The following is a 20,549-nucleotide window of genomic DNA, read 5'->3' as shown; positions in this document are numbered from 1 at the left end:
CGTTCATCGCTCGGTGTTTGCGTAAAGACTTGAGCTTGTTGTGCTGGTTAACAAATCTGTCCGGCAGTGATCGCAACATCAGATTCGTTATCGATCACGGCTTGAGCTAACAACGCTAACCCTTCAACAATCACATCCAACGACATGGTTGGCTGATTACCGGAAGCGTCTTGCTCGGGTAAAAGAGGAATATGCACAAAACCATGTCGAACCGATTTATCGCGTAAATAATGCTGAATGCCATAAAATAGGTGATTACACACAAATGTCCCTGCCGTGTTCGAGACTTGGCATGGAATACTTGCCTTGTGCAAAGCGCTCGTGATCGCCTTAATGGGTAGCGTGGTAAAGTACGCGTCTGGACCATCTAGGATTACCGGCTCGTCAATGGGTTGATGGCCACCATTATCAGGAATGCGGAAATCATCCACATTGATCGCCACACGTTCTGGAGTAATCGCTGCACGCCCAGCTGCCTGCCCTACTGTAATCACAATGTCTGGCTGGTATTGCTCAATCGCATTAACCACGGTGTCGATAGATTCATAACGTGTTACAGGGACTTGGCAAATGATCACCTCACCACCATCAAGTTTTTTGCCATCAAGTCGATTTACTGCTTCTAAAGCAGGGTTGATGGATTCACCACCAAATGGTTCAAAACCTGTCATTAACACTTTCTTCATCGTTCTGTTTTCTCTTGATAGTAAAACTCAATGGTTGAGACTCGAATTTACAATAACTTAGTGTCACAAACCCAAGTATTATCGCATCGCGGCGGTGGTCTACCCAAACTTGTGACTCACATTTGGCGTAAAATTAGAGTCAGGCCCTATCTTGAACTTGCGAGGCCATGTTCTGCCGAGCAAATCCTCACTTGGTTTCTAATGGTAAGTTAGGTAGAGTACGCGACCATTGAACATCTGCAATTCAAAGAGATTGAAGACAATGAACATTGATAATCACGTTATCGAAACATTGGAAGAGCTAGAAGCTTTCCTACACCTGATTGAAAGTGGCGCGCTAGGTCTTGAAGGCGTCGCTGGCGTAGCATTAGCGACAACCAACACAGATGGTCGTCCATTTGTTGCAGTACTAGATGACAAGCATCAGCTAGTTCTTGGCCGTTGGGTTTCTCAACACGTTTACGAACACGGTAAAGACATCGTTCGTCACGGCCCACAGCGCAAGCACTGATCCTGCGTTTAATTGACAAAAAGCTCGCTTATATTGCGAGCTTTTTTTGTACTATCTGTCAGGCATTTCAGCTCATTCCTACAATGCCCGCTGGCTTTCTAAGCTATTGTTCAAAAATAAAAAATAAGCTTGTCTGCATGGTAAGCAGTCGTGACATTTCGCTGACAAAGCAAGCTGGAAAATTCCTAGAATTTATCTCGGAGGCGATTTCTAATTGTCGTTTCCGGACACCATCGCAGAGCAGTTTTCCTACTCGCTCTGTTTGCCCCGTTTAGCCCGCTTGACAGCCTTGGGTTACACGGGGCTTTTTTATTTCTCATCGTGTAAATTGCTGCTGGGAAAATACATGTCAGTGGTTATTCTAAATTAGCACTTCATAGATGACTTTTATGGCGATCTTATAGGGATCAAACTTCACTCAAACTAATTTTATTGAGTTCTGACGAGCATATCTATTACTATCTAAGCAACACTCAAGTAACAAGGAAGGAACCGTAATGTGGGAGTTTATTCAAAACTACGCAGGAATGATTGCGCTGATGGCACTGTTTCCATTGATGATGTTCGTATTAAATCCATCAGAGAACATCGTCAGCTTAATGAAAGAGGTTCGTAGTGATAGCAACGAGAGGATTGCAGTGCTTGAGCAAAAAGTTGCTGAGCTGGAGAAAAAGCTGGAGCAAGGCTCCTAATTTGTTTGCTTGCGCCGAATGTGGTGCAAGCGCCACTCTTTGGTTGGGGCAATTGATAATCGATCTTACACATCTAATGATTGGCCACAGAAGGGGTCTTCATTCTGCTGATACCGTAGCTCGCAAGATTGATGGAGTGTTAAAGGGATTACTTGAGTAGGACAAACACACACACTATCCATTTCGCATAGAATATCCTAAACGATGTTGCGGCAAAGATGAGCCAGTATAGCTCTCACAGGCTTGAAGATAAGCAAGGCTAATAATCAAGCCTGTTAAAGCTAGCTTTTCACTTGAAGGCGCATGTTATAACTCTTTTACAAGACAGTATGTTACATGGCCTTTAGGGTAGTCGGGTAGCTCACCAAAAACTTTATAGCCACGCTTCTCATAAAAAGGCTTTGCTTGAAAGCTGAGTGTTTCAGTTCGCATATAGCTGAAGCCTTTTTCTTTAGCGAAGGTTTCAGCAGCATCCATTAATTTGTTTCCAATCCCCTGACCTCGTGTGTCCTCAGATAACCATAATAACTCTAGGATGCAATAGTTCCAGAAAGCACAAGCCCTAACTCCACCTAATACATTTCCATCATCGTCTTTTGCAAAAGCCGCAAATCTTGTATCTGGCTCAAATACCACATCATCAGGTATGTGTTTCTGATTAAAGGATTGGATGCCTTTACTTATCGTTTCAAGGTCGCTTTTATCTGGAGAAGTGGTGACTTCTATTCTCATTATACATCCATAATTTGGGAGTGATATCGCCCATTATGCACAGATAATGAGGAAATATTAATGGTCCCCTCCTAATTCGCGGTACGAGTAGGTATGAGGAAAAGTGAGGCAAAGCACATTGCTATAGTTTGAAAAGCTAAGTGTCGCTGGTACGGAAAGGGACAAAAGGAGTCAGCCCGACAGCCTGACTCTTTTGTATGAAGGTAGCTGGTATTGCTCAAAAGATTGAAGGGACTTTGGTCGGACCTATCCGTTTGTTATTGAGCCGTTTGTTATTGAGGCTGGTGCCCGGTCTTTTTCACAAACTTTTGCATCGCCTCAGCAAACGTTGTTGTGCCGCCTTTGGCTTGAACCTGAATCACCTTGTACCCCATCTTTTCCAACGCTTGGCGTTCTGCCAAAACAGCTTTGTCATTTTGTTGGCTACCTTGCGCAGGCTGATGGAGGTAACACCCTTCTAACTGGCCATCTTCAACCAGCTGGTGGTGTTTCAGTGCATTGATATCAAAATTCATGGTCATTCTTTTATTTAAAAATGGGGGAGTTGCTGTAGCAGATTACATACGCTTTAAAGGCTTAACAACACTGTCTAAGCCTTCAATTTTTAGTGCGAGGCAGAGTTTTAGCAGTTCGCCTAGCTCCCCTTCTGGAAAACCTTTTTTATCAAACCAGAGTAGGTACTCTTCTGGAAGATCAATAAGTACACGCCCAGCGTATTTGCCGAACGGCATTTGCATTCGAGCGAGTTTAATAAGGTTTTCTTTTTCTAACATATACTACGGGGTCTATTGGGATAAATCTTGGCTAAGAGTAACACCCAAGCGATCGACCCACCAGTTAATTGCATCTTTGGCATCGTCTAAAGAATCAATCATGGTTGAGAAGTCTTTGTTCCCTGCTTGACGATCAATTGCAGCAAACAGCGGTGTATCACTTTCTGAATCACTCACAAGTAACTCCACCGTCGCGGAACCTACATTGGTGTGCTCACCTGTCGTGATTTTTGATATGGTAGAAATCCCCAAGCCAACCGGCAGAATACTTGAGGTGACAGCAAGGACAGGATTCGGCGTTTCCACATTACTAACGGCAATACTCAAACGAAGTGTTTTTTCACCGGGTTGGTCGACAATCTTTTTGACGGGTGAGATGCGCGCTTTTAGCTGATCGACCATGTATGTCGTCAATTCATTGATTTCTTCATCATCCAGCTCAGATTCTTGAACCACGACCATCACTCGATCAATCACTACGCTGTCGTATTCATCCATTTTCTCTTTCAAACGAGTAGCATCGCGCAAGCCTACTCTGGCCCAAACGAGATCGACCCCACCCTCTGGGCCTGGACGAAAATCTTCATAACTGGTGAATTTCGTCGCACTGACGACAGGACCACCAGCGCATCCGCTCAAGACAAAACCCAGAGATACGACTACCGAAGCTTTAAACAAACGCTCTACCAATGACTTAAACATACCAACTCCTCAAACTTTGAGTATACAGTTTACCATTCCATATAAAATTGACCAGTATTTATTCACTTAATGGATGTTTTGTTGAATCACGGATTGAGCTTCCCGCAGCACAATTTCATGTTAAAGTACGTCGCTTACTGGAAAGTACTACGAGAAAAATAATGAAGTCACCTTGCCGCGCGGCCTGTAAAAATAATGGCGGAATCTGTTCTGGTTGCCACCGAACTGTGGAAGAAATTGTGCAGTGGAAAGATAAGTCTGATGCTCAACGAGACGCCATCATCGAGCAATTGGTTGGGAATGATTCGACCCACTCTTGCCCTGAATGTGGCACAAATGCGCACTGCGATATTGCTGCAGGGAAAGAAACGTGTTGGTGCTTTGATATTGAGATCAGAGATTTACCACAGCCAGAGGCAGGACAGCTTTGTTTATGCCGTAAGTGTTTGGAGAAAAAGCCAGTCGCCTAGTTAGTCGCCTTTTGCTGACTGGCTTGTCATTGAAATCGAGACTATTAGCGCGCTATTTCTGCGCTAACGCTTGGGATTCAAACTTCACGCCATCCCAGCCCGTCACCATAAAGTTACGAATGTTTTGATGGTCGTTGTTCTCTGGGTGCGCCAACACATCTTCTCGGTAGAAACGACCAAAACACGCCAACGTTGCCTCTTTGCTTAAGTTATTCAGTTGACCAAAAGCGAAGATCTTGCATGAACCGTTGTTCTCACCTGCATTATTCTGCGTTTCACCATTCACAAAGGCCGCTGGCATAAACTCATAGTTCGCTTCAATTACTGCCATTGTCGTTTCAAATTCAACTGTCTCTGGTGATGCCGCTAGCGCATCCAAAAATTGTTTTAGTTCCATTATTCCTACTTCCTAGTGTCTTTACTTTCCCAAATAACATTGGATAAACAGTGACACATTTGTTTCATAAAAAGCCAATACAAGGGTCATAAATCATACATATATTCAGAGCCTTGTTTAATAACACTTCAATCAATGCGCTATTCCTCACTGTGTTAGTGAATGAATAGATATCTACTTTAGGTGCATTGAGTGACATTGTATCCGTTTAATAAGGAAATATCATGACCACCCCATTTAAGGCAATAGGCGTATTGGCTCTATCTTCACTTGCCATCGCATGTTCATCTCAACCTGACGATTCTCTCTCTTCGTTTGCAGCCCAATGCAAAGCGTCGGTAGCACCTGTTGCGGGAGAGGCATCCATCCAAGGTTTGACCTTTATGGGAACGTCTATCGCTGAAGCACCATTCGACACATCATCAGCAGAAATCGTTCAATATGATGCGTGTACTGACAAGCTTTACGTGGTCAACGCTCAAGCAAAGCGTGTCGATGTGCTTTCTATGGATGACAACGGCGCACCAACACAAACCGCATTCATTGATCTCAACAGCGCGGGCGAAGCGGCAGACGTTGAAATTGGTGCGGCAAACAGCGTTGCAGTCTTTAATGGTTTAGTTGCTGTTGCGATTGAAAACAGCGATAAACAAGCAAATGGTATTGTTGGTTTGTACCGCTCGGATGATTTGTCACTGATCACCACCTTCCCTACTGGCGCACTGCCGGACATGGTTGGCTTCTCCAAAGACGGCAGATACATCGCAACAGCAAACGAAGGTGAGCCAAATGGTGACTACAGTGTCGACCCAGAAGGCAGCATCACGCTGATCGACTTGAGCCAAGGCATAAACCAAGCAGAAGTCACGCAGATTGGTTTCAATGAGTTCGATGGAGCACGTAAGTCTGAATTACCAGCTGATGTTCGAATCTCTGGTCCAAATGCTACGGTGGCGCAGGATCTAGAGCCGGAATACCTCACCTTTGCTGAAAACGGTAAAATCTACGTTGCACTGCAAGAGAACAATGCGATGGCAATCGTAAACCCTGAAAGCAAATCGGTAGAGAAGATTGTCGGTCTGGGCGAGAAATCTTGGTCTGACTCGAAACTGGATGCTTCAAACAAAGACAAAATCATTGGCAACTTTAAGAACTATCCTCAACTGGTTGGCCTGTACATGCCAGATACCCTCGACAGCTACTCCGTAAACGGTAAAACGTACATACTCTCTGCCAACGAAGGTGACGGTCGTGAATATGGCTTCAAAACAACGCAAGCTCTGTGTGACCAAGCGGACTTTAAGTGGGATGAAGACGATTACCTCGGTACAGATGAATATACTTCTGAGCAAGGCACCTGTTTAAGCCATGTTGATGAAGTGCGCGGTAAGAAGCTAAAAGTCGCAACAGATCACCCATTGGCAGAAGCACTAAAAGACAACAAGCAACTCGCGCGTCTTAAAGTGATCAAGCCTGAACAAACACTTTCTGCGCAAGACAATGTTCAAGCCTTTGGCGCACGTTCATTCTCTATTTGGGATGAAAACGGTGAGTTGGTTTTCGATAGTGGTGACGATTTCGCAACCATCGCATTAATGAATGAAGGTAAGAACTTCAACAGCACCAACGATAATAATGACAGCGGCGATGACCGTAGCGACGACAAAGGCATTGAGCCAGAAGCGATTGAAGTGGCACAAATCAATGGCCGTCACTACGCGTTCATCGGCTTGGAGCGTCAAGGTGGCATCATGATTTATGACATCACAGACCCGAAGCAAGCGCAGTTCCTGCATTACGTAAACCGTCGTGATTACAGCCAACCAGTTTGTACAGAAGTGGAAGATGGAGAATGTGCGAACAACACTTACAATCCAAAAGCAGGTGATTTGGCGCCAGAGTCAATCAACTACTTTGCTCGTAACGGACAACACTTTATCGCGGTTGGTAGTGAAGTGTCGGGGACGACGTCTGTGTTTCGAATTGAGCTTTAATACCCACACTTCAAGAGAACAAACTTAAAAGTAAAGCGCCCGAAATTCAATCCGGGCGCTTTTTGTTTATAAAGATTGAGCATTGTTTGAGAGTGAGATTCCCGACTCGCTCCTTCGTCGCTCTCGAGAATGACGGAAACTAGCTTAGCAGTTCACAACGATACTAGCCTACAAAGTGGAAAAGCTCTCTTCCAGCTCCAAGTAGTACCATCACAACCAACGTCATTCCGACTATCTCTGAACTGTACTTTCCAATGCTCAATACACAACTAAAGAATTTGGAGAAATAAAAGTTCGAGTTAACAGAAGGTACCATCCTAGCAAAGACCATTTTGCAGTTCTGAGTAACCCCATCGCCACCAACGTCATTCCGGAATCGAGGAACGAGATGTCCGGAATCTCTCTTTAATCACTCAGCTTTACTCTTCAATCGCCAATGCATCGCACTTCGAAGCACAGATAAAGTCGTTCTTATGCAGACCTTTAATAGAGTGGCTCCACCAAGTGATGGTCACTTTGCCCCACTCCAACAAGATAGATGGGTGATGGAATTCATCTTCTGCAAGCTCAGCAATCTTGTTGCTAAACGCCCACGCTTGTTTGAAGTTCTTAAACTTGTAGACCTTTTCAAGTTGAGGAATCTCATCTCTCTCAATGATCTGCCAATCAGACAATTGCAGCAGCAAAGACTGTTGTTCCTCTTTACTAAGTGCAATGGCATCGATACTACAAGCTTCGCATTTTTGTTCATTCAACATGAGCAGGTTCCTTTGGTTCAAAAAGTGGTGGAAGCAATCCGGCTTCAATCGCTAGATCGGCTTGTTTCAATAAATTCAGTTGGCTGATTTGGAAAAGCTGGGACAAATCCTCAATCACGTAGTATTTCGGCTGCATGATATCTATGCGATAAGGCGTTCTTAACACAGTTTGCAGATCGAATTCGCCTCTAATCGCGATGTCGCTTTCCAATGAATAGATGGTTTCTCCCGGAGATGAAAGGATGCCGCCACCATAGATTTTGGTTTTATTACCTTCTCGGACCAAGCCAAACTCGACTGTAAACCAATATAGACGCGCAAGGTACCCTCGCTGCTTTGGTGTCGCAGCTTGTCCAAGCTGTCCGTAGTGCTCGGTAAAGGCGGCAAAATCAGGGTTGGTGAGCATGGCGCAATGACCAAAAATCTCATGGAAGAAATCCGGCTCTTGTAGGTAATCAAACTCTTCTCGCGTTCTCAAAAACGTCGCGACTGGGAAGCGCTTGTTGCCAAGCAGATTGAAGAAACGATCAAAGTCGATCAACGCTGGCACTGGCTCCACTTGCCAGCCCGTGGTTTCCATCAAAACACGATTGATTTCGGGCAGTTGTGGCACTCGGTCTTGGGGTAAATCAAGCAGCTTAAGTCCATGCAGATACGCGTCGCATGCACGGTCTTGAATCACGCTCATTTGTCTGGTTACCAAGTCGCGCCAAATGGCATCCTCTTCATGGCTCCATTCTACCCTTCCATCCTGATCGACGGGTTTTGAATGATACTGAGTCATCGCACATCTCCGTTAACAAATCCTTTACATTAAGCCTATCTACACTCTTTTCACCTTCCAATCCCCCGACTATTTTTCAATCAAAATTTAGGTGTAACATTTTCTTTACATTAACACTTAACGCCTTGATATAACTGGAAAGCCATATTCACTCATTGGTTTGACTTTGTTGAAGCTTCACTTCAGACTGAAAACGTTAAAACTTTGTTATAGAGGGAACTATGCGCGAGAGCAACAGAGTCTGGCATCCGACGGAAGATCGAATCGAGCAAGCCAATATCACGCAGTTTATCGAACACATTAATCGACAGGGTTTCGAGCTCAAAAACTACTCTGATTTGCACCAATGGTCATTGGAGCACAACGAGCATTTTTGGAAAGAGGTTTGGCAGTTTTGTGACTTGATTGGAACGCAAGGAAATACAATCAAAACGCAAGGTGAGAGCCGCTGGCAATCGCCTATGTCAAACCGTGACACCGTGTGGTTCCCTCAAGCACAAGTTAACTATGCAGAGAATCTACTCAGCTTGGCAGAGAAACAAGCCGATGAGCTGGCAATTTGGTTCGAAAATGAACGCGGAGATAAACAGACCTACACATGGAAAGAGCTGTGTAATGAGGTCTCGAGCGTTCAGCAATGGTTGGTAGAGTGCGGCATCAAGCAAGGTGATGTGGTTGCAGGCTATTTACCGCATATGCCACAAACCGTTATTGCAATGCTAGCCACCACCAGCTTAGGTGCAACTTGGACGTCTACCTCTCCTGATTTTGGGGTAGAAAGCGTCATCGAGCGCTTCGGGCAAGTGAAGCCGAAAGTCCTGTTCACCTGCGATGGTTATACCTTCAGTGGCAAGACCTTCGATATGTCGGAGAAGAACCATCACATCGCGGATCATCTTGATGGGCTAAAACAAGTGTGTCAGATCGGTTACCTCAAACCGAATGTGTTTGAGTGCGACGTTTGTACTCACGATTGGCAAAACATCATTAATCAGTATTCCCCTGCTCCGTTGCATTTCACTCGTGTGGAATTCAATAGCCCACTGTTTGTGCTTTATTCCTCCGGCACGACGGGCAAGCCTAAGTGCATCGTGCACTCTGTTGGCGGCACGATTCTTAATCACCTAAAGGAGCATCAACTCCATTCAGATATCCAGCCTAAAGATCGTGTTTTTTATTACACCACATGTGGTTGGATGATGTGGAACTGGCACGTGTCTGCCCTTGCAAGCGGCGCCTGCTTGGTGATTTTCGATGGTAGCCCTGTTTATCCGACACCTGATGTGTTGTGGGATTTAGCGCAGCGTGCAGAAGTAAGTCTCTTTGGTACTGCCGCTAAGTACCTAGAAGCGATAGAAAAAGCCGGATTATCACCTATCAAAGATTATCCTCTCCCTGCTTTAAGAACGTTGTGCTCTACGGGCTCAGTGCTTTATCCAGAGCAATTTGATTACGTGTATCAACACATCAAGCAAGACCTCCATTTGGCTTCCATCTCAGGCGGCACAGACATCTGTGGTTGCTTTGTATTAGGCAACCCTATCTCGCCTGTTTATCGTGGTGAGTGCCAGTACGCTGGCTTGGGCATTGATGTTCAAGTGTTCGACTCACAGGGTCAGAGCGTGAATGAACAGCGCGGAGAGCTCGTCTGCACGAACTCCATGCCTAACTTCCCTGTCGGCTTTTGGAACGATACAGGTGAACGCTACCACAGTGCCTATTGGGACAAGTTCGATAATATCTGGCACCACGGTGATGATGTAGAACGCAGCGCGAACGGTGGCCTCATTTTCTATGGTCGCAGCGATGCATTGTTGAACCCTGGCGGTGTACGCATCGGCACTGCGGAAATTTATCAACAAGTGAATGCTATTGAAGGCATTGTCGATTCTATCGCTGTAGGTAAAGAGGTCGATCGCAATGAGCAAATCTGGCTGTTTGTGCAGACCGCTTCGGGTGTCACTTTAGATGACGGATTAGTATCAGAGATTAAGTCGCGCCTTAAAACGTCCTGCTCACCAAGGCATGTACCAAGCCAAATATTCGCTATCAGCGACATTCCAAAAACGCGCTCAGGAAAGTTGGTAGAACTTGCGGTCAAACAAGTCATAAATGGTAAGGAAGTCGAGAACTTAGGTGCGATTGCTAACCCAGAAGTTTTGGAGGAAATAAAGAGATATTCATTCCAAAGTTAGCGTTATGCCGAATATTTAGCCATACACTCAACAAGAAGTGTGAAACGAAACCGATTTACAGAGTGTATGCATTGCAAGGCTTTGCAACCATATGATTACATTCGCTCGTCTATTCAACAAACTATATAAAATGGATGTAATTATATGATCAGGCGAGATATTTATTGCATGATGTCAGGCTTGGCGCTTGTAGCGCTAACTGGGTGTGGAGGAGGCGGTGACAGCGGTGGCTCAAAAGCTTCAAGCTCCATCTCCATGGCTGAAACCAGCTTCAAGACGGAGTCAAGTGCGTACTACTCAGCTTATGTCGAAGTCCCTTTCCGCGTCAACTACGTGGAAGGTGATGACCTGTACTACGGCGTATTAACCGATACCGGCAACTTACTTTCTGATGTTTTTTTCTACTTCAATGAAGACGGAAGTGGTTATGCATCGGTCACATTCAAAAGAGGTTATGAGATCGGAAACGGCGAAAAATCGACAACTGCGCAGTTTGCTATATGTCATGACATAAACTGTGACAAACACTATTCTGGCTCTCCAATAGATGTGACGTTAACGAATGAGGTTACTCTTGATCAGAAAGTTGAGCTTATTATTCCGAAAATTGATGTTGCAGCTGATTACAGCGAAAGCTTTGTCTCCAAAGATGTTTCAGATGCCATCGCTCTTTCTGGCTCCAATCTCTACAATCTAAATATAAATGCCGACGAAAACAGCTCGGTAATTTCATACGTTTCACCGAGTGTTTCGAATACAAACGTAAACCTTTACATGCAAATGGAAGATCCTATCTTCCTTGGTACGGGAACATTTGACACGGAAATAACCGTAAATGCGTGTTTTGATAATAGCTGTTACTACCCTATTGAAGGTAGCCCTCTAACTGTTCCGGTTAGTTACACGATCACAGATTATTCGACACCAGGCCCTGACGAAGGTTTGCCTGATACGCCTGCGGCAGGAACCGAGGTAACCTTTGATGGCGCATCTCGCCATAACGTGGTCGACTCTACATACTCTGACGCTTTAAATGTCATCGCCGTTGTTTCAAATTCGCCCAAAAATGCGATTTATTTTTATGATCTCAACGACTCTAAGTCATATGAATTTGAACTTGGTAAGTACCCATCTTCAGTAGACGTAGATAACATAAATGGGACAAATCGTTTTGTCGTTGGACATGATGCGATGATCACAACATTTGATTACAACGCAACTTCGCCGCTGAGTACTGTCGCGTCAAATGTATTCACATCACAAAACATTTATGACCTCTCTACTAATGGTAACTTCGTATGGACATTGCCCGCAGACGACCAATGGGCGGGGTTGCAGATCATTGATCTAGGAACTGGGGCTGTAACGTCAACCGGTGGCTGGAATTACTATGCTCAATCAGTGCTTAAAATGGACCCATCAGGAAGTGCTTTATATAGTTTATCCACAACAGTAAGCCCTGGAGATATTTCGAGAACCGACATTACGGACGCAGCAAACCCGAGTGATCCAATTGATTCACCGTACCATGGTGACTATGAGTTCTGCCGTAACTTCTGGTTTAATCATGCAGGCACATACATTTACACAGAATGTGGAGTTAGGCTAAATGCGTCAGGTGATGCAGCATTTGACATGACTTATGCAGGTAAGATCACGCTACCAGATAATGACTATACTTGGCCTTATATTGAGACAATTCAGTCTCTCGATGAATCTCATAACGGCAAAGAGGTCGCAATCGCACTGGCGGGAGCACAGAATAGAGTCGCTATTTTGAACTCTTTGTACCTAACTGAAATGGAGACATTCAGCCTTCCAAATACAACCGTTAATGGCTCTAGCTATACAACGGTTCCTAAGTTTGTCTTTTATGATAAAGGTGGCAAGCTAAATATTGTTGGTGATGCAACTGTTAATGGCATTTCCCATACCGTCATCATCCAAAAATAACGGCAGTTTGGAAACAAAAAAGCGAGCTAAGTAGCTCGCTTTTCTTATGTTCTTTGTCGGAGATTAACGGCGACCTACGCCCATTAACACTGACATTGTGTGGCCGTCTGATGTGATTTCGAAGACCTTCTTCGTTTCTACCTCAGTAAAGCCGGCTTTGATAAGTGCGTTTTCTGATTTCGCTAGCGTGAAGCCTTCTTTTGCTGAATCTGCGATCCAGTCAAAATGCACGAAGTGGCCACCAGCGTTAAGTAACGAATGAGCAATCTCTAGAGACATTTCGTAATCTTCGATGAACGCCAGCACTGAAGAAGCAACGACTAGGTCAAATTGACCACGGAATGCTGGGTGCTGAGCGACTAGACCACGCGTCAATGCGTCAACAACCGGTTCTACATTCTCTAGCTCTTTCTTATCAAGCTCTTCAATCATGGCTTCAGATGCATCCAGCGCCACAATCTCTTTTGTGGATGGCGACAATAGTTGGCTTAACTGCCCTGTCCCACATCCAAAGTCCAATACTTTAATGCCATCAAGCTGAGTAAGCTGTTGTAACTGTGCAAACACCGACTGAGCAAATTGATCTGTTGCTGGGTTAGATTCCCAGTTCTTTGCTAAGCCGTCCCAATCTTGTGCCATCGTGGCCTCCATGTTCACTTCTTGTAACCCCCATAGATTACCGCAAAAACGCCAAAACACCATAGACTTATCTGGCGAATCCGCGTTTTTTTCGATAATCTTTCTAGGCGTCAGTACGTTCATTCGTCTACGTTATCGATTCTCATCATTTTAGTTTAGGTCTTTTTTAATCATGAACTTATCGCAAGTTGAAGCCTTTTGTACCATTGCCGAATATGGCTCCGTATCGGAGGCCGCGCGTCAACTCGACTGCAACCGTACTAAGCTCAGTATGGCGATAAAAGCGCTTGAAAAAGACTTAGACGTCGAGCTATTTACTCGTACGGGCAATCAACTCACGCTCTCGGAAGCGGGGAAAGCCATCTTTAAAGACTGTGAAAACTTGCTAGTAACCGCACAGCGAATCAAAAAGACCTGCGCTCAAGTTTCTGATGGCTTCAACGCTGAGGTATGGGTGGCGCGTGATGATTCACTGCCAGATGAATTGTGGCAAGAACTCTCGCATACGCTGAATAACCGTTTCCCTTCCACTACATTCAATCTGATTCTCGCATCCAGTGGTGACTTGGCTAACTTAGTCAGCACCCAACAGGTCGACTTTGCGTTTGGTGTCGATTATGAACGAGTGGATGATCCGCACATCGTTTATAACCCACTTGGTAAAATTCGCATGATGTCAGTCTGCGGCTTCGATCACCAACTCAGTAAAATGCGCCGCGTAACCGATGAAGACCTTCGTAATCAGATGCAAGCGTTGATGGTGTACTTGAATGAAAAAGACAACCCGGAGCTACACCCCTTTTCTACTCGATACATTGGTTTCTCCAGCTTTGACTACATGCTAAATACCATTTTAGAAGAAGATGCATGGGGGGTGTTGCCAGAACCATTGATCCGACATTATTTGAGACATCAGAAACTTGCGGTGATCAAACACACCTATGGTTTGACGCAAGAAGACTACTGCATGTTCGTTCCAAACGGACAAACAGAGCACCCTGCAATGAGTTGGCTGGCTGATAAATTAAGCGAGTATTTATTCGACTTCTAAACATATTACAGTGAGCGTCAATTATATTGACAGCAAAATTTAAATGTAAATCACTGAAAAATAAAAATATACATCAGAATTATCATTTTATCGTTTAAATGTCACACAGTTTTCATTTGCTTAAATTTGCCCTAAGGAGAAGAATGTAAGGGTGTAATAATTTAAGGCATCTTTTATGTGTGACAGGACAAGCAAAAACGAAAACAGTATCTTAACCTTCTCAGCCCTTTTAGCATCAGGGTTTGCTGTCGGAGGCATGGTACTTGGCTTGCTTGTTGGGTCGATCGTCATTGTATTTGACGGTGTTTATTCTCTAGTCAGTCTGCTGTTAACTTTATTGTCGCTGGCAGCATCTTACTACATCAGCAAGCCATCAAAATCTATTTTCCCTTTCGGCAAAGCTGTACTTGAACCTATCGTTATCGCTATCAAAGCAGCGGTTATTTTAGTTGTTGTAGCTTTCTCATTATTCTCTGCGGTAACGGCGTTGATGACAGGCGGCCGTGAGGTAGACGCTTCAATCGCAACCATCTTCGGTGTCGTTAACGTGATTGGTTGTGGTTACGCTTGGTGGTTTATGGCGAAGAAAAGCCATCGTTTTTCATCTGGTTTAATCGAAGCCGAGAAAAAGCAATGGCAAATGGATACGCTATTGAGTGTTGCAGTAACCCTTGGTTTTATCGCTGCATGGTTAGTATCGCTAACACCATACGCGCACTACGCGATCTATGCAGACCCTATGATGATGGTTTTGATGGGCTTCTACTTCCTTAAAGTACCTTTTGATATGCTAGTTGGTGCCCTACGTGAACTGCTAATGATGACACCTAGCAAAGAGTTGTGTCAGAGCGTTGGTAAAGACGTTCTTGAGATTGAAAAGGTAACTGAGCACCAATTGAAACTGGCTGGCGTAACTAAAGTTGGTCAGGAACTGCGAGTAAATGTGGACGTGCATGTAGATGACGACACACTAGAGCTTGATACGCTAGAGCACACTCGTAAGCAGCTTACTAAGCGACTATCGAAGCACAGATTCAAGCTTCAGTTACAATTGAACGTCGCTTATTAGAGCGCCACCAAGAATCATTAGAACTCAAAACAAAAGCTCCCATCCTCGGGAGCTTTTTTCATTTCTTCAATTAATGCACTTGCAGCCCCTCCAACTTCCCCTTTTATCGACTAACACTGCCTTGCATTTGAATAAGGAGTTCAAGGGGGAAAGCTATTCTTTGCAAACTTCAGCTCGCCATTCTTCTACTGATCCGGCGAATGCTAACAATGAGCACTGAATTATTCTCGAATACAGGACCAGTCCCTCCCCTTTGGCTCAGGGTGTTGAGAGCTTGGATGTCAAATACAAGGGGAGGTTAGGAGGGGTTGGTTCATTTAACTGTGGCTTGTGCACTTGCAACCCCCTCCAACTCCCCCCTTTTTCTGACTCGAGTTGCTTCGCATTTGAATACGATGTTCAAGGGGGAGAGTTATTCTTTGCTAACTTAAGCTAGCCGTTCTTCTACTGTTCCGGCGAATGCGAACAATGAGCACTGAATTATTCTCAAATGCAGGACCAGTCCCTCCCCTTTGACTCGGAGTGTTGAGAGCTTAGGTGACAAATACAAGGGGAGGTTAGGAGGGGTTGGTATATTGAATTACCCAGCCGCTTCGCGCTTCTCTTTAGTGACCAGCCAACACATCAATGAACCAACCGTTACCATTACGACACCTTGCCAGAAGCTGTGACTTAGAGTGACGCCTAGAATAATAGAAGAAAACAAAGCAGAGAAAATCGGCGTAAAGTAAGACAAGGTTGCGAGGAACACCATATTGCCGCCAACAATCGCGATGTTCCATAATCCGTAGCCCCCCGCCATTAAAGCCGCAGACGCAATTAAGTACCCCATCGCTTCCCAACTGAATGCCATGGGCGGCTCATCAGTAAAGGCGTATTTGATCCACAAAGAAATAGCTGTCGCGATAAAGAACAAAGTGATCGCATTGTGCTTCGATTGCTGTCTCTGAGTCAGATTGCAATACACCGCCCAGATGACTGCACCTGCAAATGCCATGAAGTAAACAATCGGATTGCTACTGATATTAGCCACTAACTGCGTTGGTGATAAACCGCTATCACCACTGACAGTCCAAGCCACACCAATAAACGCCAACGTTACCGCTGGGTACAATAACCAGTTTGGCTTTTTATTACTTCCCAACACAGCAAACAAAACGGTTAGTGCCGGCCATAGATAATTGACGATGGAAACTTCAATCGCCTGAGAACGAGAATTGGAGTAGCCCAATGCCAGCGCGAGGAAGATCTCGTAGCAGACAAACATCGCTCCACCCAGAACTAAATACTTGGGTGAGAAATACGACAGTTTTGGGATGCCAACCACAATCAACAGAAAAATGGCGCTCAGCGAGTACAGCATTGCTGAGCCCCCTACTGGCCCCAAGCTTTCGGTCACCAATCGTGCGATGCCCAGCAAACAGCTCCAAGAAAGAATGGCGATACAACCGTAGAGTGTGAAACGAAATTGATAGGATTGCATATTATCTATGTGACCTAGTGCTCATGAATGCCAAAGGAAACTGCAGCTTAACTCAAAAATGATCCGCTTCAACGTACTCTTTTTCCAAAATCGGTATAAAAACCACTCTATTAAGCGGTTGGAGTCGATATGAAACATTTTCTACCTTCGAGTGTCATGCTGACACCGTTTGTTGTGCGCTACTATGATGAAGACGACGAGAGTGAAAACATTGAAACACATTCGGAAACGCATGGTCTAGATAGTGAAGAACAATCTAAGGAACGTTCAGAGTAAAGGAATCCAATCATGAAAAAAGTCGCAGTTATTTTAAGTGGTTCAGGCGTTTACGACGGTTCTGAGATCCACGAAGCAGTATTGGCGCTCTACGCCATCGAGAAAGCAGGGGCAACTTGGCAGTGCTTTGCACCTAACATTGACCAACTCCACGTCATCAACCACCTAACTGGTGACGAAATGGATGAAACACGCAACGTCTTGATCGAAGCGGCTCGTATCGCTCGCGGTAACATTGATGATGTCGCCAAACTCAACGTTGATGAATACGATGCCCTACTGCTTCCGGGTGGATTTGGTGCCGCGAAAAACTTAACCGACTTCGCCGTCTCAGGGGCGGAATGTTCGATTAATACTCATGTAGCCCAAGCGTGTCGTGCATTCGCTCAAACGGGCAAACCTGCGGGTTATTTATGCATCGCGCCAACCATTATCCCTCTGATTTACGGCCAAGGCGTACAAGGCACAATTGGTAACGATGAAGCAACGGCTGCTGCATTTGGTCATATGGGTGGAGAGCACGTAAACTGTCAGGTAGACGAGATACACTTCGACGAGAAACACAACGTACTTTCAACTCCAGCTTATATGTTAGCGGAGAATATCTCTCAAGCTGCGTCAGGCATTGAAAAACTGGTTGATAAGTTAGTCAAAATCGCCTAATTCGAAAACGTTTGCTTAAAACACATCATACCAATCCCCGTTGATAAAGAACATATTAATGGGGATTTTTTATACTTTCTCCTCACTTAATCTAGAAACACACTAGCCCTATCATTTTTGCCAATCGTTTGCGTAACAAATGAATTATTTCCCATCTGTTGATTTAATGTTGCACCAACTCACTGTGCAACAAGACTAGCATCACATTTTCATCCTTAAAGGTACCTCTAAGGGGGTAATCTTGTTCTAGATCAATCTCAACCAAGAATGGAGTATGCAAGAGTAAATGACAGATTAAGAAAGATTATTAAAAATAACGACGGAGCAATCCAATATGACAAGTGCATTTTTTATCCCTACCGTAAACCTAATGGGCGCTGGTTGTTTGAAAGACGCAACAGACAGCATCCAATCTCAAGGCTTTAAAAAAGGTTTGATTGTTACGGATAAGATTCTTAACCAAATCGGTGTAGTAAAGCAGGTTCAAGATCTACTGGCGGAACGCGACGTGGAAACCGTTGTATTCGATGGTACTCAACCAAACCCTACTATCAGCAACGTTAATGACGGCTTAGCACTTCTTACTGATAACGAATGTGACTTCGTTATCTCTCTTGGCGGTGGTTCACCACACGACTGTGCGAAAGGTATCGCACTTGTTGCTTCTAACGGCGGCAAAATCGCAGATTACGAAGGCGTAGACCAGTCTGCAAAACCAATGATGCCACTTATCGCAATCAACACGACTGCAGGTACTGCATCTGAAATGACGCGTTTTTGCATCATCACTGACGAAGAGCGTCACATCAAGATGGCTATCGTTGATAAGCACACAACACCGCTTATCTCAGTAAACGATCCAGAGCTAATGCTAGCTAAACCTGCTTCGCTAACTGCGGCAACAGGTATGGATGCCCTAACTCACGCGATTGAAGCTTACGTATCTATCGCGGCAACACCAATCACTGATGCGGTAGCAATCAAAGCGATTGAACTTATCCAAGCTTACCTACGCACAGCAGTGAAAAATGGTGAAGATCTAGAAGCTCGTGAGCAAATGGCATACGCACAGTTCATGGCGGGTATGGCGTTCAACAACGCGTCTCTAGGTTACGTACACGCAATGGCACACCAACTAGGTGGTTTCTACGACCTTCCACACGGTGTTTGTAACGCGATTCTTCTACCTCACGTACAGCGTTACAACGCGCAAGTATGTCCAGAGCGCCTACGTGATGTAGCGAAAGCAATGGGCGTAAACGTAGAAGACATGTCTGCTGAAGCAGGTGCGGCAGCAGCTATCGACGCTATCGTAACTCTAGCGAAAGATGTGGGCATCCCTGCAGGTATCAAGGAGCTTGGTGCGAAGCTAGAAGACATCCCAACACTAGCAGACAACGCACTGAAAGACGCTTGTGGTTTCACTAACCCTAAACAAGCAACTCACGAAGAAATCTCTAAGATCTTCGAAGAAGCGATGTAATTTCGCGAACTAAACAATTCTCTATTGCCTTAATTCAATCCCCGATCTTGTATCGGGGATTTTTTACATTCTGATACTACTCATGCTCTGCCAAACGTTCTCTTTTAGTGTTAGCTTTTAAGCAATAATACGATTCATATTGGAAGGAACCATGAGAACGATTGCTGCTGCCCTACTCGCTTGTTTATCCTTTTCTGCCAACGCTGCTGAGTACCATGCCAAAGAGGTGGCGAATGGATTTCAGATCCCTTGGGGGATCGAGTTCTTAGATAACCAACGCGTTGTCGTCAATGAAAAGAACGGTACGGTTTCGTTGCTGGATATCACCACAGGCAAACCTCAAAAGCTGTTTAACGTCCCCGATGTGAACACCAGCGGACAAGCTGGCTTATTGGATGTCGCACTCGCACCGAATGCCGATAAGCAAAACCCGCAGCTCTTCTTTACCTACAGCAAGCGGACAAGCAACGGCAATACGGTGGCCTTAGCGACGGCGCAATTGCAAAACAATCAGCTTGTGGGATGGAAAGATATCTTTGTTGCTGATGCCATCACAGACACAGGGCGTCACTACGGCAGTCGAATTTCATTTATTGACGACAAAGTTTACTTCTCAATCGGTGACCGTGGCGAACGTGATAATGGGCAAGACACTCAAACCCATGCTGGCAGTATTCTTCGTCTCAACCTTGATGGTTCGGTTCCACAAGACAACCCATTCAAACCTTCCGAAGCTCATCCTGAGATATGGAGTTACGGGCACCGCAACCCACAAGGTATGTTTTACGATGAAGCAACAAAACAGCTGTGGTCGATTGAGCATGGACCACGCGGCGGCGATGAAATAAACCTAATCAAGAAAGGCGCGAACTACGGCTGGGCAAAAGTCTCTCATGGCAAAGAATATTGGGGACCATTGGACGTCGGGGAAGCCAAATCGCTTCCCGGAATGGAAGATCCCAAGCTGGTTTACATCCCTTCTATCGCACCCAGTAATATGATTTTGTACCGTGGCAATAAATACCCAGAGCTGGACGGAAAAATCCTCGCCGGTGCATTAAAACTGGCGCACATCAACGTGGTTTCTATTGAGAATGGCAAGCTCACCGAATCAAAAAGATTGATGGAGAATCTTGGTGAGCGAGTAAGAGATATAACCATCAGCCCCGATGGTTATATCTACTTTTCCACCGACAGTGGCAAAATCTTTCGTCTTGAGGAGAACTAGTTTTCTCAGA

Annotated in this window: 22 protein-coding genes; 12 read left to right on the top strand and 10 right to left on the bottom strand. The window is 45.0% G+C overall.

Features of this window, described 5'->3' with window-relative positions; all coding sequences use genetic code 11:
* Positions 1-47: 47 nt before the first annotated feature.
* Positions 48-686, bottom strand: a complete 639-nt coding sequence (pcp, locus tag GXP65_RS02695; protein ID WP_162091917.1) for a pyroglutamyl-peptidase I — start codon at positions 684-686, stop codon at positions 48-50.
* A gap of 262 nt (positions 687-948) precedes the next feature.
* On the opposite strand from pcp, the gene GXP65_RS02690 reads away from it, so the two are divergent.
* Both GXP65_RS02690 and GXP65_RS02685 read left to right on the top strand, forming a co-directional pair.
* Positions 949-1,197 carry a hypothetical protein gene (locus GXP65_RS02690; RefSeq protein ID WP_005433595.1) on the top strand — a complete coding sequence of 83 codons (249 nt, stop codon included), beginning with the start codon at positions 949-951 and terminating at the stop codon, positions 1,195-1,197.
* A 497-nt stretch (positions 1,198-1,694) separates the two neighbouring features.
* Complete coding sequence (locus GXP65_RS02685; RefSeq protein ID WP_162091916.1) at positions 1,695-1,889, top strand: hypothetical protein; 195 nt, start codon at positions 1,695-1,697, stop codon at positions 1,887-1,889.
* Positions 1,890-2,195: 306 nt separating this feature from the next.
* Here the strand turns inward: GXP65_RS02685 and GXP65_RS02680 are convergent, their stop codons facing one another.
* The 4 genes from GXP65_RS02680 to GXP65_RS02665 form a co-directional block, all read right to left on the bottom strand.
* Entirely contained in the window at positions 2,196-2,621 is a 426-nt protein-coding gene (locus tag GXP65_RS02680) for a GNAT family N-acetyltransferase (RefSeq protein WP_045454749.1), read from the bottom strand.
* 272 nt (positions 2,622-2,893) lie between these two features.
* Positions 2,894-3,136 (bottom strand): hypothetical protein, encoded by a 243-nt coding sequence (locus GXP65_RS02675; RefSeq protein ID WP_005433603.1) that lies wholly within the window; start codon positions 3,134-3,136, stop codon positions 2,894-2,896.
* A 42-nt stretch (positions 3,137-3,178) separates the two neighbouring features.
* A complete protein-coding gene (locus GXP65_RS02670; RefSeq protein ID WP_005433583.1) occupies positions 3,179-3,394 on the bottom strand; it encodes a DUF3820 family protein in 216 nt (71 codons plus the stop codon).
* 12 nt (positions 3,395-3,406) lie between these two features.
* Positions 3,407-4,096: a DUF3313 domain-containing protein gene (locus tag GXP65_RS02665; RefSeq protein WP_162091915.1), complete on the bottom strand. Its 690-nt coding sequence runs from the start codon at positions 4,094-4,096 to the stop codon at positions 3,407-3,409.
* Between the two features lie 161 nt (positions 4,097-4,257).
* Between GXP65_RS02665 and GXP65_RS02660 the strand changes: the two genes are divergently transcribed.
* Positions 4,258-4,566 (top strand): cysteine-rich CWC family protein, encoded by a 309-nt coding sequence (locus tag GXP65_RS02660; protein WP_162091914.1) that lies wholly within the window; start codon positions 4,258-4,260, stop codon positions 4,564-4,566.
* A 52-nt stretch (positions 4,567-4,618) separates the two neighbouring features.
* Here the strand turns inward: GXP65_RS02660 and GXP65_RS02655 are convergent, their stop codons facing one another.
* The gene (locus GXP65_RS02655; RefSeq protein WP_162091913.1) at positions 4,619-4,963 is read right to left on the bottom strand and encodes a HopJ type III effector protein; all 345 of its coding nucleotides are present in this window, start codon (positions 4,961-4,963) and stop codon (positions 4,619-4,621) included.
* Between the two features lie 224 nt (positions 4,964-5,187).
* On the opposite strand from GXP65_RS02655, the gene GXP65_RS02650 reads away from it, so the two are divergent.
* Positions 5,188-6,957, top strand: coding sequence for a choice-of-anchor I family protein (locus GXP65_RS02650; RefSeq protein ID WP_162091912.1), 1,770 nt, complete (start codon positions 5,188-5,190; stop codon positions 6,955-6,957).
* A 419-nt stretch (positions 6,958-7,376) separates the two neighbouring features.
* On the opposite strand, the gene GXP65_RS02645 is transcribed toward GXP65_RS02650, so the two are convergent.
* Complete coding sequence (locus tag GXP65_RS02645) at positions 7,377-7,715, bottom strand: 4a-hydroxytetrahydrobiopterin dehydratase (RefSeq protein WP_005433587.1); 339 nt, start codon at positions 7,713-7,715, stop codon at positions 7,377-7,379.
* A complete protein-coding gene (phhA, locus tag GXP65_RS02640; RefSeq protein ID WP_045373734.1) occupies positions 7,705-8,499 on the bottom strand; it encodes a phenylalanine 4-monooxygenase in 795 nt (264 codons plus the stop codon). Before phhA ends, GXP65_RS02645 begins: the two co-directional genes overlap by 11 nt.
* A 221-nt stretch (positions 8,500-8,720) precedes the next feature.
* Here phhA and GXP65_RS02635 point away from each other — a divergent pair, with 221 nt between their 5' ends.
* Both GXP65_RS02635 and GXP65_RS02630 read left to right on the top strand, forming a co-directional pair.
* On the top strand, positions 8,721-10,694 hold the full coding sequence (locus GXP65_RS02635; RefSeq protein ID WP_162091911.1) for an acetoacetate--CoA ligase: 1,974 nt from the start codon (positions 8,721-8,723) through the stop codon (positions 10,692-10,694).
* Positions 10,695-10,838: 144 nt separating this feature from the next.
* Positions 10,839-12,647, top strand: a complete 1,809-nt coding sequence (locus tag GXP65_RS02630) for a hypothetical protein (protein ID WP_162091910.1) — start codon at positions 10,839-10,841, stop codon at positions 12,645-12,647.
* Positions 12,648-12,710: 63 nt separating this feature from the next.
* On the opposite strand, the gene GXP65_RS02625 is transcribed toward GXP65_RS02630, so the two are convergent.
* On the bottom strand, positions 12,711-13,409 hold the full coding sequence (locus GXP65_RS02625) for a class I SAM-dependent methyltransferase (RefSeq protein WP_162091909.1): 699 nt from the start codon (positions 13,407-13,409) through the stop codon (positions 12,711-12,713).
* A 49-nt stretch (positions 13,410-13,458) separates the two neighbouring features.
* On the opposite strand from GXP65_RS02625, the gene GXP65_RS02620 reads away from it, so the two are divergent.
* Together GXP65_RS02620 and GXP65_RS02615 are read left to right on the top strand one after the other, a co-directional pair.
* Positions 13,459-14,337 (top strand): LysR family transcriptional regulator, encoded by an 879-nt coding sequence (locus GXP65_RS02620; RefSeq protein WP_010643629.1) that lies wholly within the window; start codon positions 13,459-13,461, stop codon positions 14,335-14,337.
* Positions 14,338-14,512: 175 nt separating this feature from the next.
* Positions 14,513-15,406, top strand: coding sequence for a cation diffusion facilitator family transporter (locus tag GXP65_RS02615; RefSeq protein ID WP_162091908.1), 894 nt, complete (start codon positions 14,513-14,515; stop codon positions 15,404-15,406).
* A 580-nt stretch (positions 15,407-15,986) separates the two neighbouring features.
* On the opposite strand, the gene yddG is transcribed toward GXP65_RS02615, so the two are convergent.
* On the bottom strand, positions 15,987-16,889 hold the full coding sequence (yddG, locus tag GXP65_RS02610) for an aromatic amino acid DMT transporter YddG (protein ID WP_045373742.1): 903 nt from the start codon (positions 16,887-16,889) through the stop codon (positions 15,987-15,989).
* A gap of 129 nt (positions 16,890-17,018) precedes the next feature.
* Here yddG and GXP65_RS24965 point away from each other — a divergent pair, with 129 nt between their 5' ends.
* From GXP65_RS24965 to GXP65_RS02595, 4 genes are all read left to right on the top strand, one after another.
* Entirely contained in the window at positions 17,019-17,165 is a 147-nt protein-coding gene (locus tag GXP65_RS24965; protein WP_162860243.1) for a hypothetical protein, read from the top strand.
* A 12-nt stretch (positions 17,166-17,177) separates the two neighbouring features.
* Positions 17,178-17,828 (top strand): isoprenoid biosynthesis glyoxalase ElbB, encoded by a 651-nt coding sequence (gene elbB, locus GXP65_RS02605; RefSeq protein WP_162091907.1) that lies wholly within the window; start codon positions 17,178-17,180, stop codon positions 17,826-17,828.
* A 334-nt stretch (positions 17,829-18,162) separates the two neighbouring features.
* Positions 18,163-19,311, top strand: coding sequence for an L-threonine dehydrogenase (yiaY, locus tag GXP65_RS02600; RefSeq protein ID WP_012129081.1), 1,149 nt, complete (start codon positions 18,163-18,165; stop codon positions 19,309-19,311).
* A 151-nt stretch (positions 19,312-19,462) separates the two neighbouring features.
* Complete coding sequence (locus GXP65_RS02595; protein WP_162091906.1) at positions 19,463-20,539, top strand: PQQ-dependent sugar dehydrogenase; 1,077 nt, start codon at positions 19,463-19,465, stop codon at positions 20,537-20,539.
* The last annotated feature ends 10 nt before the right edge of the window (positions 20,540-20,549 follow it).

Source organism: Vibrio sp. LB10LO1 (assembly GCF_010092875.1).
GTDB lineage: Bacteria > Pseudomonadota > Gammaproteobacteria > Enterobacterales > Vibrionaceae > Vibrio > Vibrio campbellii.
The sequence above is the reverse complement of the archived record's forward strand: the minus strand, read 5'-3'. Positions and strand labels throughout refer to the sequence as shown.

What these genes read in the sequence shown, in the direction of transcription:
- pcp (WP_162091917.1), bottom strand. Translation starts at nt 686, where the DNA reads ATGAAGAAAGTGTTAATGACAGGTTTTGAACCATTTGGTGGTGAATCC.
- GXP65_RS02690 (WP_005433595.1), top strand. Translation starts at nt 949, where the DNA reads ATGAACATTGATAATCACGTTATCGAAACATTGGAAGAGCTAGAAGCT.
- GXP65_RS02685 (WP_162091916.1), top strand. Translation starts at nt 1,695, where the DNA reads ATGTGGGAGTTTATTCAAAACTACGCAGGAATGATTGCGCTGATGGCA.
- GXP65_RS02680 (WP_045454749.1), bottom strand. Translation starts at nt 2,621, where the DNA reads ATGAGAATAGAAGTCACCACTTCTCCAGATAAAAGCGACCTTGAAACG.
- GXP65_RS02675 (WP_005433603.1), bottom strand. Translation starts at nt 3,136, where the DNA reads ATGAATTTTGATATCAATGCACTGAAACACCACCAGCTGGTTGAAGAT.
- GXP65_RS02670 (WP_005433583.1), bottom strand. Translation starts at nt 3,394, where the DNA reads ATGTTAGAAAAAGAAAACCTTATTAAACTCGCTCGAATGCAAATGCCG.
- GXP65_RS02665 (WP_162091915.1), bottom strand. Translation starts at nt 4,096, where the DNA reads ATGTTTAAGTCATTGGTAGAGCGTTTGTTTAAAGCTTCGGTAGTCGTA.
- GXP65_RS02660 (WP_162091914.1), top strand. Translation starts at nt 4,258, where the DNA reads ATGAAGTCACCTTGCCGCGCGGCCTGTAAAAATAATGGCGGAATCTGT.
- GXP65_RS02655 (WP_162091913.1), bottom strand. Translation starts at nt 4,963, where the DNA reads ATGGAACTAAAACAATTTTTGGATGCGCTAGCGGCATCACCAGAGACA.
- GXP65_RS02650 (WP_162091912.1), top strand. Translation starts at nt 5,188, where the DNA reads ATGACCACCCCATTTAAGGCAATAGGCGTATTGGCTCTATCTTCACTT.
- GXP65_RS02645 (WP_005433587.1), bottom strand. Translation starts at nt 7,715, where the DNA reads ATGTTGAATGAACAAAAATGCGAAGCTTGTAGTATCGATGCCATTGCA.
- phhA (WP_045373734.1), bottom strand. Translation starts at nt 8,499, where the DNA reads ATGACTCAGTATCATTCAAAACCCGTCGATCAGGATGGAAGGGTAGAA.
- GXP65_RS02635 (WP_162091911.1), top strand. Translation starts at nt 8,721, where the DNA reads ATGCGCGAGAGCAACAGAGTCTGGCATCCGACGGAAGATCGAATCGAG.
- GXP65_RS02630 (WP_162091910.1), top strand. Translation starts at nt 10,839, where the DNA reads ATGATCAGGCGAGATATTTATTGCATGATGTCAGGCTTGGCGCTTGTA.
- GXP65_RS02625 (WP_162091909.1), bottom strand. Translation starts at nt 13,409, where the DNA reads ATGAACGTACTGACGCCTAGAAAGATTATCGAAAAAAACGCGGATTCG.
- GXP65_RS02620 (WP_010643629.1), top strand. Translation starts at nt 13,459, where the DNA reads ATGAACTTATCGCAAGTTGAAGCCTTTTGTACCATTGCCGAATATGGC.
- GXP65_RS02615 (WP_162091908.1), top strand. Translation starts at nt 14,513, where the DNA reads ATGTGTGACAGGACAAGCAAAAACGAAAACAGTATCTTAACCTTCTCA.
- yddG (WP_045373742.1), bottom strand. Translation starts at nt 16,889, where the DNA reads ATGCAATCCTATCAATTTCGTTTCACACTCTACGGTTGTATCGCCATT.
- GXP65_RS24965 (WP_162860243.1), top strand. Translation starts at nt 17,019, where the DNA reads ATGAAACATTTTCTACCTTCGAGTGTCATGCTGACACCGTTTGTTGTG.
- elbB (WP_162091907.1), top strand. Translation starts at nt 17,178, where the DNA reads ATGAAAAAAGTCGCAGTTATTTTAAGTGGTTCAGGCGTTTACGACGGT.
- yiaY (WP_012129081.1), top strand. Translation starts at nt 18,163, where the DNA reads ATGACAAGTGCATTTTTTATCCCTACCGTAAACCTAATGGGCGCTGGT.
- GXP65_RS02595 (WP_162091906.1), top strand. Translation starts at nt 19,463, where the DNA reads ATGAGAACGATTGCTGCTGCCCTACTCGCTTGTTTATCCTTTTCTGCC.